General features: G+C 76.0%; 10 protein-coding genes. 2 read left to right on the forward strand and 8 right to left on the reverse strand.

The features are described from left to right. Nucleotides 1–18 precede the first annotated feature (18 nt). The 5 genes from OOT42_RS11215 to OOT42_RS11235 form a co-directional block, all read right to left on the reverse strand. Complete coding sequence (locus OOT42_RS11215; protein WP_273651299.1) at nt 19–414, reverse strand: MmcQ/YjbR family DNA-binding protein; 396 nt, start codon at nt 412–414, stop codon at nt 19–21. 13 nt (nt 415–427) lie between these two features. After that, nucleotides 428–814, reverse strand: a complete 387-nt coding sequence (locus OOT42_RS11220) for an iron chaperone (RefSeq protein ID WP_273651300.1) — start codon at nt 812–814, stop codon at nt 428–430. Nucleotides 815–912: 98 nt separating this feature from the next. Continuing rightward, the gene (locus OOT42_RS11225; protein ID WP_273651301.1) at nt 913–4287 is read right to left on the reverse strand and encodes an ATP-binding protein; all 3375 of its coding nucleotides are present in this window, start codon (nt 4285–4287) and stop codon (nt 913–915) included. Beyond that, complete coding sequence (locus OOT42_RS11230; RefSeq protein ID WP_273654825.1) at nt 4284–4898, reverse strand: DUF4194 domain-containing protein; 615 nt, start codon at nt 4896–4898, stop codon at nt 4284–4286. Before OOT42_RS11230 ends, OOT42_RS11225 begins: the two co-directional genes overlap by 4 nt. A 118-nt stretch (nt 4899–5016) precedes the next feature. Next, complete coding sequence (locus tag OOT42_RS11235) at nt 5017–6516, reverse strand: DUF3375 domain-containing protein (RefSeq protein WP_273651302.1); 1500 nt, start codon at nt 6514–6516, stop codon at nt 5017–5019. A 232-nt stretch (nt 6517–6748) separates the two neighbouring features. On the opposite strand from OOT42_RS11235, the gene OOT42_RS11240 reads away from it, so the two are divergent. Next, on the forward strand, nt 6749–8299 hold the full coding sequence (locus tag OOT42_RS11240; RefSeq protein ID WP_273651303.1) for a hypothetical protein: 1551 nt from the start codon (nt 6749–6751) through the stop codon (nt 8297–8299). Nucleotides 8300–8477: 178 nt separating this feature from the next. Beyond that, nucleotides 8478–9950 carry a cellulose binding domain-containing protein gene (locus OOT42_RS11245; protein ID WP_273651304.1) on the forward strand — a complete coding sequence of 491 codons (1473 nt, stop codon included), beginning with the start codon at nt 8478–8480 and terminating at the stop codon, nt 9948–9950. 55 nt (nt 9951–10005) lie between these two features. On the opposite strand, the gene OOT42_RS11250 is transcribed toward OOT42_RS11245, so the two are convergent. From OOT42_RS11250 to OOT42_RS11260, 3 genes are all read right to left on the reverse strand, one after another. After that, nucleotides 10006–10881 carry an alpha/beta fold hydrolase gene (locus tag OOT42_RS11250; RefSeq protein WP_273651305.1) on the reverse strand — a complete coding sequence of 292 codons (876 nt, stop codon included), beginning with the start codon at nt 10879–10881 and terminating at the stop codon, nt 10006–10008. Nucleotides 10882–11047: 166 nt separating this feature from the next. Beyond that, nucleotides 11048–11470, reverse strand: a complete 423-nt coding sequence (locus OOT42_RS11255) for a GNAT family N-acetyltransferase (protein WP_273651306.1) — start codon at nt 11468–11470, stop codon at nt 11048–11050. 30 nt (nt 11471–11500) lie between these two features. Beyond that, a complete protein-coding gene (locus OOT42_RS11260) occupies nt 11501–12625 on the reverse strand; it encodes a flavin-containing monooxygenase (RefSeq protein WP_273651307.1) in 1125 nt (374 codons plus the stop codon). Between the last annotated feature and the right edge of the window lie 181 nt (nt 12626–12806).

The raw sequence follows: 12806 nt of genomic DNA on the forward strand, positions 1-12806 counted from the left end.
ACCGCCCAGCAGCCGGCGTCAGCCGGGTCGGACCTCCGGGTGCGCGTCGAGCCAGGCGCGGGCGGTGCGCTTCGGCACGAGCGCGAGCCACGCGTCGGCGACGACCTCGGCGGCCTCGTCGGCCGGGAGCCGTTCGAGGCGCGCCAGGACGGCGGGGTAGCCGTGGAAGTGCGGGGTGGTGAAGTAGACGTCGGGCGCCGACGCGAGCAGCGCGTCCTTCGCGTCGAGGTCCGGCGTGCGGAAGCACACGATCTCCCCCGGCCACGCGTCGGGCCCGAGCGCCTCGTGGTCCGAGCGCCGCAGCGGTCGCTCCCAGACGAGCCCGCGCTCGTGCGCGGTCCAGCGGCGCGGGGTCGGCTCGGCGGTGTCGGGGAGCGCGACGACGGCGGCCTCCACGTCGTCCCAGGTTGCCATCGCGTCCGTCCTCTCAGCGGCCGCGCGCCGCGAGCCGGGCGTCGACCTCGGCGACCCGTCCCCGGACCACGCGTTCGAGCGTCGCGCGCGACGGCAGCGCGTCGGGCGTGAAGTGCAGGGTCGCACCGGACCAGCGCTCGTCGGGCAGCTCGGCAGCGAGCGCACGCGCGAGCGGAGGGCTCTGCAGGTGCAGGCTCAGGTGGTGGCGGGACTGCGACAGGCTGACGAGCGACCTCCCGCGGTAGGTGAGGCACGGCACCTGGTAGGAGATCACCTCTCCCGCGTCCGGCACGAGCGCGACGAGCACGTCGCGCACCGCCCGGAGCGCCCGGGCGTCGTCGGGCGGGAGCGCGTCGAGGTACTCCTCGACGCTCGTCGCGGGCGCGTCCCCACGGGCCATGCCCTCACGGTAGGGGCGCGACGCCCCGTCCGGCCAGCGTCGCGGGGACCCGCACACGCCGGCGTCGGGCGGTCGGCGACCTCCACGACGTCGGGGTGTCAGGGGGCCGGCGCGCCCTCGGGGACGCCCACGACGGGCTTGGTCCGCGACCGCCCGGACGCGTCCTTGAGCACGACGTACGCGAGGTCGACGTGCGGCTCGAGCGCGCTGAACTTGTCGTTGGGCGCGCCGATCACGAGCTGGAACCCCAGCCCGCGCCACGCGCCGATCGCCCGACCGGTGAAGCGCGCGTCGGCCTTGATGAGGGCCTCGTCGAGGAACACGGGCGCGTACCGGGGCCGCTCGGCGCCCGCGTCGCCGAGCTGGTAGCGCAGCGCGGCGCCGACGATGAACGCGACGAGCTCCTGCGACTCGCCGCCGGACTTCTCGCCGATGTGGTCGTACAGCGCGACGTGCCGTCCGTCGAGGTCGACCTTCTCGGCGGACAGCCGCACGTGCCGCCGCACGTCGACGAGGTCGGCGAAGTCGGGTGCGGTGCGGCGGATCCGGTCGACGACCTTCGCCATCCGCACGTACCGGCGCTCGCGCTCGGCGTCGGTCGCGTCGGTCGCGAGCACCTCGCGCAGGTCGCGCAGCTCCTTGCGGAACCGGGCGACGACGGTCGACTGGGTGTCGCGCGCGTCGATCCGCAGGCGGTGGTCGTCGTCGGCGAACGGCAGGTCCGCGAGGATGTCGTTGACCGGCCGGATGCGCTCCTTGATCTCCCGGACCGAGCGCGCGAGCGCGCTGTGGAGGTCCGCGAGGTCGTTGCCGGACAGCCGCAGCAGGCTGCGCCGCCACTCGGCCTCGAGGTCGTGCAGCCCATTCGTCTCGAGCTCGACGAGGACACGCGCGAAGTCGCCGTACGACGCGTCGGGGTCGGTGCCGAGGTTGGGGTCGGGCCAACGCTCGACGAACGTCTCGAACGTGCGGCGCAGCGCGTCGCGCGCGGAGCCGATGCGCTGCTGCGCGGCCTGGCGGTCGGCCAGGAGCAGCGCGTTCGCCCGGGCGAGCACCTCGTCGAGGGCCCGCAGCGAGCCGACCGCGTCGTGCGCGGGCGCCGAGGCCTCGGGACCGCCGTCGAGCAACCCCTCGACGTACGCGCGCTGCGCCGGCCCGACCGTCGTGCCCGCCGCGGTGGCCTCGTCGAGCGCGCGCTGGGCGGCGTCGACCTCGTCGGTCGTCGCCGACCACTGCTCGCCGAGCGCCTGCGCGTCGGCCTTGGTGCGGCCCAGCAGCTCGGTGAGCGCGGTGATCGTCGTGTCGAGCTCGTCGGCTCGACGCTGCAGGTCGGCGATCTGCGGGTTCCCCGCGGTGACCTCCTCGACGACCTGCGCCCAGCGGGCACGCGTCGCCTCGACGGACGCGACGTCGACCTGCTCCCACGTGACGGCGACGACCTGCTCGAAGGCTCGGCGCTGCGCGTCGCCCTCGTCGAGCCGCGACTCCGCCTCGGTGACGCGCGCGGCCGCGAGGTCGAGGCGCTGCTGCGCGCGCGCGATCTGCTGGTCGAGGAACGCGAGCCGGCGCGTGTTGGTGAATCCGAGCACGTTGGCGTGCCCCTGCCCGCCGTGCGCGCCGCGCGTGCCCTGCGACACCTGCCCGGTCCGGGTCAGCGCCTTCGCGTGCTGCGCGAGCTCGCCGGGCGTGTCCACGCACACGTAGTCGAACCGCTGCGCGAGCTCGCTGCGCAGCCACGCCGTGAAGGGGCCGGCACGGAAGTCGAGCCGGCCGGGCAGCGTGCGCGAGTCGAGCGCGACGTCGTCGGGGCCGCCGGTCGGCACGCCCTGGAACTGCACGCGCCGCCCGGTCGGCACGGTGTCGATCGCGGCCCGGAACGCGCGCAGGTGCGCCGCGTCGAGGAGCAGGACGGTCGCGAAGCCGCCGAGCGCCAGGTTGAAGGCGTCGCGCCACGGCTCGTGCTCGGTGCGGACCTCGACGAGCTCGGCCACGAACGGCAGGTCCTCGGGCGTGAGCCCGGCCGCCTGCGCGAGGGCCGCACGGGCCGCGTGCAGGTCGCGCGGCACGTTGTCGCGGCGGCGCTCGACGTCGCGACGCTCCGCCTGGAGGTCCGCGAGGTCGGCCGCGGCCTCCTTGCGCTCCGAGCGCGCGTCGGCGAGCTCGTCGAACGACCGGCGACGCGCGCCGCCGTCCGCGAGCGCGGCGTGCGCGCGCGCCACGAGGTCGGCGAGCTGCGCCTCGGTCGTCACGGTCTCGCCCGGCAGCGCACGCAGCAGGTCGTCGAGCCGCGTCCGCGCGCGGGCGACCTCCTGTGCGCGGGCCTCGGTCGCGGCGAGCTCGCGCTGCGCGTGCGCGAGGCGGTCACCGCCCGACGACCAGAGGGTCTCCTTGACGCCGTCGAGCTCGGAGCGTGCGGCGGCGATGCGGGCCTGCGTCTCGGCGACGTGGTCGCGCGCGCGGTGCTGGCGGCGCTGCAGGTCGGCCTCGGCGTCGCGCAGCAGGTCGAGACGGCGCTCGTGCTTCCACAGCGCGGCGGGCGACGCGGGCTCGTCGAACGTGCCGATCTCGTCGATGACGCGCAGCCGATCGGCGGCCTCGTCGATCTCGGCGCGCAGCCCGCGGATCGGTTCGAGCGCCTTGACCTGCTGACGTGCGGTGACCATCTGGTCGCGCGTGCCCGAGAGCTTGTCGAACTGCTCGACGACCGCGTCGGCGGTCGCGTAGGTGTCGGGCTCCTCGAGCACCATCGCCTTGTAGAGCGCGTCGACGGTCGTGATCTGCTGCCCCGCCTGGATGCGGCCCAGCAGGGCCACGGCCTTCGCGCCGTCGCCGGACGCGCCGATGCCGAGCGTCGCGTGCAGGCGCGCGGTGAGGTCGCGGTCGGTGTCGAAGACGGTCAGGCCGGCCTCGGTGAGTGCCGGGCGGGCGAACCGGTGCGCGGCGGCGTCCTCGAGCGTGCGCAGGTCGAACGACCCGTCGCGGGTCGCGCGGACGGCGACGACCTCCTCGAGCGTGCGCGCGGCCGACGGCACGTACCAGGCGCGCACGGCCGTGAGCTCGGTGCCGCCCTGGTCGGTCCACGTCATCGCGATCGCCGACCACGTGTCGCGCCCGTCGCCGCGCAGCACGCGCTGCCGGGTGCTGCCCTCGTCGGTGCGCGACTCGTCGAGCTTGCCGCGCGCGTAGGACAGGATGTTGCGCTGGTCCTTGCCGCGCGGCCGGCCCACGACGCCGCCGTTCGACGCGCCGTTGAACGGCGTGGTGTGCGGCATGAGCAGCGCGATGTACGCGTCCATGAGCGTCGACTTGCCCGACCCCGAGCCGCCCGACAGCAACGTCGCGGTCGACGCGAGCCGCACGCGGTGGTGGCCGTCGTAGCCGCCCCAGTTGACGAGCTGCAGGTCGCGCGCGACCCACTGCTGACCCGTCGACGCCTCGGGGATCAGCCCGAACAGCGTGTCGACCATCGTCATCGGACGTCCTCCCCCGCCGCGACGCGGACCTGCTCGGCGAGCCACGCGCGCAGCTCGCTGAGCCGCTCGTTGCTCAGCACGACCTCGACGAGCGGCGTCACGCGGAACCGGCCCTCCGACTCCTCCTCGATCAGCCCCTCCTTCGCGAGCCGCGCGACGGCCGCACGGATCTCGCGCTGGTGGCTCGCGACGTTCGTGTCGTCGGGGTCGAAGTACGTGAGCGCGGTCTGCTCGATCTCCTCGACGTCGACGCGCACCGACGTCTCCCCCGCGCCGCGCTCGCGCTGGAACACCGTCCGCAGGTGCACGAGGACGAGCGTCTCGGCGCGCGAGTACGCGTCGTCGCGCAGCAGCACCGGCACGTCGAGCTCGGCCGAGCGCACCTGCCGCTTGTACGCGATGCCGCGGTCGTGGTCGACGACGAGGTGCACGAAGAGGTCGTGCAGCCGCGACTCGATGACCTGCTGGTTCTCCAGCAGCGTGCGCCACTGCGCGCGGTTGCGATCGGCGACGAGGAACCGGCGCTGCAGCAGCCGCACGAGCACGCGGCGCACGTCGGCGTCGAGCGTCCCCGAGTCGCCCGCGAACAGCTCCGCGGGGTCCTCCTCCATCGGTACGGGCGCGATGAAGCCGCCGCGGCCGTCGGGCTCCGGGAGGTCGACGTCGGGCAGGTCGGCGTCGGGCAGGTCGACCGTGCCGTCCTGCGCGTAGGCGTCGACGGTCGTGGCGTCAGTCATCGGTCTGGTCCTTCGTGCGGATCGTGACGCCGCCGAACGCGAGGCGTCGGCGGGCGCCGTCGGGCCGGACCGCGTCGACGACGTCGACACGGTCGGTCTCGGTCATGCCGTGGGCGTACGCGAGCTCGAGCAGCCCGAGCAGGTCCACCGGCCGGCGGAGAGGGTCCGGCGCGGCGTCGAACGCCGCGGCGACGTCCACGCCGCCCGGGGCGTCCTCGGCGCGCGACGACGCGGTGCCCGCCGCGAAGGCCGCCAGGTGCGCGTCGAGCTCCGCGTAGTGCGGCCCGCCCCACGCGAGGGCGTCGCCGCTCCCGACGTCGGCGTCGTCGTCCCAGTCCGTCAGCGGCGCGGGCGGCTCGGGCGGCTGCAGCGCGCCCGTGGTCTGGCGGAGGTGCTCGACCTCCGCGACGGGCAGGCGGCGCAGCGGCTCGACGGGCTGGAAGCGGCGCGCGTCCGGCATCCACGCCTGCAGCCCTGTCATGACGTCGCGCAGCAGCGCGTCGACCTGCCGGTCGCGCAACGGGTCGTGGTGGCGGACCTGCGACGTGATGACCGACGACGCCTCGCGCTGCGCGGCGAACACCTGGTCGAGCCCCTGCTCGATGCGCCGGACGACCTCCCGCAGCTCGGTGCGCTGCTGGGGCCCGAGCCGCCGGGAGAACCGGTGCCGCAGCACGACGTCGAGCTGCGCGGCGAGCTCGTCGAGCCGCTGCGGGTCGCCGATCAGCCGCAGCGCGCCCGCGAACGCCCGGCCCTCGGCCGTCGACTCCATGACCTGCTCGCCGCGCGCGAGGTACTCGCGCAGCACGTCGCCCGTCGGGCGCTCGTCCTGTCGCAGCGCGGTCACGACGTCCCGCTGCATGGCCTTGATCGACTCCGCGACGCGCGCGAAGTCCGCGGGCAGCTCGCGCACGAGGTGCAGGACGTTCTCCGCCTCCTCCAGCAGCTCCTCGTCGTCGACCGTCTCGACCGTGCCCGTGCGCTGCACGCGGTCGAGCTCGGCCCGCAGGCGGCCGATCTCGGCGTCCAGCCGGGCCATCCGGACGAGCACGTCGGGGTCGGCGTCCTGCGCGAGCCGCTCGACCGCGTCGAGCAGCGTCCGCACCCGGGACTGCGACACTCGCGCCCGCGCACCGCCCGCCCGGCCCGCGACCTCGAGCGCGCCGACCGCGTGCGCGGACAGGCGGTAGACCTCGACGTCGTCGTCGAGCACCTGACGGACCAGCCAGCCGGCCTCGGCCCACTGCCGGCACAGCTCGCGCGCACCGCCCGTCGGCAGGGTGTCGCCGTGGCCCGCGGCGCGGAGCTGGTCGAGCGCGTCGCCGATCTCGGTGTGCGCGTCGGCGACCGCGACGGTCGGGCGCTCGGCGGTGAACGTCACGGAGAGCAGCGCGACGACCAGCGGGGCGTGCCGCTTGTGCAGCAGGTCCAGCATCGGGTTCTGGAACGCCCGGACCGCACCCAGGTACGCACCTTCGACACGAGAGATCATCGCCGCACAGCGTAGGTGGCCGGGGCGCCGCACCCGACCACCGTCCCCCGCGTGCCGTCGCCGTCACGCCGTCGTGCCGTCGCCGTCACGTCGTCGTCGTCGCGACGGGGCGCACCGGTGACCCTCCCGGTCACGGTTCGCGCGCGAGCGTCACGGTTCGGTCTCGACCGTCCCCGCGGGTGAAGCCCGTGCGCCACCGTGTCGATGTCGAGGACGACGACCTGGAGGACACGTGCCCGACGCGGACGACCGCCCGCTCCACGACGACGCCCTGCGCTGGCTGTGCCACCCGACGACGTGCGTCGCCGTCGCCGTGCTCCTGCTCAACGACCACGTCCTCAAGGCCGCCTTCGGCACGTGGTGGACGGGCAAGCTCTCCGACGCCGCCGGCCTCCTCGTCGCTCCCCCGCTGGTCGCCCTCGTCCTGGCGCTCGCGTGGCGGGGCCCGCGCCCACGGTCCGACCGCGTCGTACGGGCGCTCGCCGTCGCGACCGTCGGTGCGCTCTTCGCCCTCGTGAAGGTCGCGCCGCTGGGTGCGGCGGTCGCGTCGGCGGCCTGGTCGCTCGTCGACGGCCCGGGACTGGTCCGGAGCGACGCGACCGACCTCGCCGTCCTGCCCGTGCTCGCCCTGGCGTGGCGCGCGGGCGCCGGTACGCGTCCCGGACCGGGCGGCACCCGCCGCCCGACCGCTCCCGCCCGGTGGCTCGTGGTCCTGCCCGTCGCGGTCCTCGCCACGGTCGCCACGTCCGCGCCCGCCGAAGGTGACGCGGTGCAGGCGGTGGCCGTCGTCGACGGCGTCCTCGTCGTCCGGCTGCAGGACGGCGAGCGCCTCCTGTCGACCGACGGGGAGACGTGGACCGCCGCGACCGGGTCGCCGACGCAGGACGCCGTCACCAGCGCGCTCGCGGCGGCGGCCGACCAGCCCGTCGCCTGCCGGCCCGATCGCCCCGACGAGTGCTACCGACCGCTCGGCGCCGACGACGCGGACGTCGAGCACGGCCCGCTCGGCGTCGAGCGCAGCACCGACGGCGGGCGGACCTGGCGGGTCGACTGGGTCGTGCCCGCCGAGCTGCTCGACACGCTCGCGCGCCGGTACGACCCGCCCGCCGGTGCGATCCGGACACGCCAGGTCGCCGTGCTGCCGACCTCCGCAGGTGACCGCGTCTACGCCGCGAACGGGGGCGACGGACTCGCGGTCCGCCACGACGACGGCACGTGGGAGCGCCTCGGCCACCCGTCGCCCGAGGGCTTCGACGACGTCGTCCCGATCCCCGGGCGACCCGACACCCCGCTCCTGCCGGTGCCACCCGCGCTTCCCGTGGGCGTCGCCGTCGCGCTCGTCGTCGTCGCCGCCTCCGGGCGACGGCCCGACGTGTCCGTCGCCCCCGGGCGACGGGCGACGGGCGTGGCGCTGCTCGCGAGCTCCGGTGTCGTGCTCGCGGCGACCGCGGTGGTCGACCACGCGTGGAGGACGCTGCCCGGCGGTGACGACCTCGTCGCCGCCGTTCGCGTCCTGGTCCTGGTCGCCCTGCTCGCGGCCGGGCTCGCGCTCGTGGGTGCCGCCGCCGCGGTCCTGCACCGCGGTGCCGCGTTCGGGCTCGCGGTGCTCGTCGGGGCCGTGGTGGTGGTCACCCTCCTGGTGGTCGGCAGCGTGTGGGCGGCGGTCGCGATCGCCGCCGTCGCCGCCACCGGGGGTGTCGTCCTCGCCCGTCGGTCGACGGCGCGGCACGCGCCCTGGCCCGACGAGCCGCTGCCGTGGGGTCGGCTGCCGGGGTCGGGCTGACCGGACGCCCGCACCGCGCGAGGGCGGGCCGCGCCTCCCGGGGTGCGACGTGGCAGGTCGGGAACCTCCTGCGACCGCCGTCGTCGAATCGCTTCACCGGCTGTCCCCCGACCCCTCGGGTCGGTAGGCAGAGGGCGCCGCCGATCCCGGCCGGCACACCCCGACGAAGGGACCCGGCGTGCGAGCGCTGCGCACCACCCTCACGCTCACGGCGATCGCGACAGTCGTCGCGCTCGTCCCCGGAGCCGCCGTCGCGGCACCGGCCGACCCGGGCCTCGACGCGACCGTGCACACCGCGGGACGCGTCGTGGCGTCCGGCGGCACCTGGCAGCACGCGTGGCCCGGCGTCTACTTCGAGGGCAGGTTCCGGGGCACGGGCGTCGGGGTCGTGCTCGACGACGCGTACGGCGACTACGACGTCGCCGTCGACGGCCGGACCGTCGCGACGCTCGTCACCCCCGGCGCGACCACGTACCGCGTCACGGGACTGACGGCCGGCGAGCACACGATCCGCGTCGTCAAGCGCAGCGAGGTGCCGTGGGCGACGAGCACGTTCGGCGGCTTCGTCCCCGTCGACGGGTCGCAGATCCTGTCCGCGCCACCCGCGCGCGACCTCCGGCTCGAGCTCGTCGGCGACTCCTACACCGCCGGCTACGGCAACACGTCCGCGTCGCGCGAGTGCACGGGCGACGAGGTCACGCGCACGACGAACGCCGACCTGTCGTTCGGCGCGCTCACCGCCCGCGCGCTCGGCGCGGACTACCAGGTCAACGCCTTCTCGGGGCGCGGCATGGTGCGCAACTACGCGGGCGGTGAGCCCGGCACGAGCTACCGCACCTACGAGGACCGTGCCCTGCCGTTCGTCGACGCCGCCTGGGACCGCCCGGCGTCGTGGCAGCCCGACGCGGTCGTGATCGGCCTCGGCATCAACGACTTCTCGACCGCGCTGAACGCGAACGAGCCGTGGCCGACGACGGCCGCGCTGCGTGCGGCCTGGGTCGACGCGTACCACGGCTACCTCGACACGCTCCGGGAGCGGTACGGGCCCGACACGTACCTCGTGGTGAGCGCCACGTACGTCCACACGGGCACCGACCTCCCGGACCTGGCGAAGCGCGTCGTCGACGAGCGCACCGCCGACGGCGACGACCGGGTCCGCTACTGGTACTACGGCAACGAGGGCCTCGACTACGGCGGCTGCCACTGGCACCCGTCCGTGCGCGACCACGAGGTGATCGCGGCGCAGCTCACGACGTTCCTGCGCGGGCTCGGGCTGGGCGGCGGCCCGACGCCCACGCCCACCCCCACGACGACGCCCACCCCCACGCCGACGCCCACCGTCACGCACACGATGCCGCCCGCCGGCTGCCGGGCGACCCTCACGGTCGGCGGCCGCTGGCCGGGCGGGTACCAGGCGTCGGTCGAGGTCAGCGCGCTCACCCCGCTCACCGGCTGGAGGACGACCTTCGCCCTCCCGGCAGGCGGCACCGTCACCCAGCTCTGGTCGGGCGAGGTCACGACGTCCGGCACCGCCGTCACCGTCCGCAACGCCGCGTGGAACGGTTCCCTCCCCGCGGGTCGCTCGACGGTCTACGGCTTCCTCGGCACCGGCACACCGCCGCCGGACGGCGCCGTGGGCTGCACGCCCTGACCCGCCGCCGACGCGGGCCACGTCCCTCCCGGGCGACGCGGCCCGCGTCGGCGCGTCAGGCGGTGCCCGCCGCGCGGTGCGAGGGGTCCGTCGCGGTGTGCCGCAGCAGACCCTCGACGAGCACCGGCCAGGCGCGCCGCGGCGGCACCCCGTGCCCCGCGCCCGGGACGACGAGCAGCTCGGCGCCCGGGATCTCGTCCGCGAGCGCGCGACCGTGCGCGAGCGGGAACATCGGGTCGTCGGCGCCGTGCACGACGAGCGTCGGGACACGGATCTCCCCCAGCCGAGCGCGCCACGACGGCCCGCCGTCCATGACGCCGTGGTTGGTCCGGGACCGGATGTCGGTCGCGCGCGCGACGGTCCGCTCGGCGATCACCCGCTCGACGTCCGCGTCGAAGCCGCCGCGCTGGAACGGCCGCTCCTCCTCGACGAGGTAGGCGACGACGGCCGCGTCGTCGGACCAGTCGGGCTCGGGCGGCGACGCCGCGAACAGGTCGGGGTCGGACGACGGCAGGTCGTCCGCCTCGCGACCGGGCACGCCGGGCGTCGCGCTGACCAGGGTGAGCGTGCGCACGCGGTCGGGGTGGTCGAGCGCGACCAGCTGCGCGGCCGCACCGCCCATCGACAGCCCGACGAGGTGCGCCGACGCCACCCCCTCGGCGTCGAGCACGCCGACGAGGTCGCCGGCGAGGTCGGGCAGCCCGTACCCGGGCTCGCCCGGGGGCCAGGTCGTCGAGCGTCCCGTGTCCCGCCAGTCGAACCGGATCACCCGCCTGTCCCGGGCGAGCCACGAGACGAGGTCGTCGGGCCACGCGTCGAGCGAGCACGCGCCGCCGTGCGCGAGCAGCAGCACGGGCGCGTCGGGCGGCCCCGCGGCGTCCACGCACAGCGTCACGCCGCCGACGTCCACGAGGTGCTCGTCGCGACCCATCGCCCCATCGTCGGGCCGTCAGGTCGCCACGGCGAACGCGGACGCGACCTCCCCGAGCTCGGCCCCGCCGGTCGACACCGTGACGTGCTCGACGGCGGCTCCGCGCTCGCGAGCCGGGCCACCGCGCCCCGCCCCTCGATCAGCCCGTGCTCCCGGGCGCGCCTCGTCACCGCAGCCGCACGAGCCCGGCGCGCGTCGGCGTGAACCCGCACGCGTCGACGTAGAAGGTGTCCAAGCCGTCCTCGAAGTCGACGTGGAGCCACTCGCACCCGGCGGCCGCCGCGTGCTCGCGCACGACGTCGAGCAGACGCCGCCCGACGCCCTGCCGTCGCGCGCGGCGTGCGACCGACGTGTCGACCACGAACGCGTGGGTCCGCCCGTCCCACGGGACGTTGACGAAGCCGACGAGCCCTCGGTCGTCACGCGCCGTGACCCATCCGAGGCTCAGGCGCGCGACCTGGTCCGTCCAGTCGTCGTCGGCGGGGGCGTGCCCGAACGCCTCCGCGTGCAGTGCGTTCACCTCGTCGTCCGTGAAGGTGCCGCGCCACGCGTACGTGACGTGCACCGGTGCACCGTCGGTGGTCGTCATGCCGCCCTCCTCGTCGGCCCCCGCACCGGCTCAGCCCCGGGCGCGCGCCACCGCACGGGCGATCCGGACCGCGTCGATGCGCAGCTCCCGGAACATGCCGCTGATGGGGTTGGTGTAGCCGGTGAAGTAGAGGCCCGGGAGCGCGGGGCGCGGACCGTGCGCGCGCGGCAGGCCGCGCTCGTCGAGCACGCCGAGGTGGCCGACGAGCGGTTCCAGCCCGCGCCGGTACCCGGTGGCCGCGATCACCACGTCGGGCGCGACGCGCGTGCCGTCGGCGAGCACGACCTTCCCGCCCTCGAACGACTCGACGGCGGCGACCGGCTCGATCGCGCCCGACTGCACCCCGGCGATCAGCCCGACGTCCTGCAGCGGCACGGAGCCCTCGAGCACGCGCGAGTACAGGCCCGTCGTCGGGCGAGGCAGCCCGTGCGACGCGAGGTCGGGCACCTCGACGCGCGCGATCAGCCGCGCGGTCGCGTCGACGACCGGCACCGGCAGGTGCCGCACGACGATCCCCGTGCCCTGTGCGGGCCAGCCGAGGTTCGAGCGGCGGACGATGTGCGGCGGTGTCCGGACCGCGAGCCGCACCCGCCCGGCACCGCCCTCGACCAGGTCCACCGCGATCTCGGCGCCCGTGTTCCCGACGCCGACGACGAGGACGTCGCGCCCGCGATACGGCTGCGCGTTGCGGTAGGTCGACGCGTGCACGACCTCGCCGGGGAACCCCTCGACGCCCGGCCACGCGGGCGGCACCGGCGTGTGGTTGTAGCCGGTCGCGACGACCACGGCCCGCCCGTCGACCGGCTCACCGCCGGCGGTCCGCAGCCGCCAGCCGTCGCCGGTCCGCTCGACGCGCTCGACCTCGACGCCGGTCCGCACGTCGAGCCGGTGGTGCGTCGCATAGCGCTCGAGGTACCGGACCACGTCGTCGCGCGCGACCCAACGCCCGTACTCCCGCGGGATCGGCAGGCCCGGCAGCGACGACCAGCGGCGCGTGGTGTGCAGGTGCAGGCGGTCGTAGTGCCCCCGCCACGACGACCCGACCGACGACGACCGCTCGACGACGACCGCGTCCACGCCCCGCGCCCGCAGCGCGGCGGCGGCGGCGAGCCCACCGGGTCCCGCACCGACCACCAGCACCGGTCCAGCCGTCATCCACCGACCTCCTCGTCGCGTCACGGGCGGCTCAGCGTTCCACGACGCGGGTCGGCCGCGCCAGCCCTTCCTGGACGGTTGTCCAGGCAAGGCGGCCGCACGCCACGACCGACCGGCCGGCCGACGTCCCGACCACCACGCGTCTCCGGGTGCCGGGCGGCTCGTCGTGCCGCATGCTGTG

Source organism: Cellulomonas fimi (genome assembly GCF_028583725.1).
GTDB classification, from domain to species: domain Bacteria; phylum Actinomycetota; class Actinomycetes; order Actinomycetales; family Cellulomonadaceae; genus Cellulomonas; species Cellulomonas fimi_B.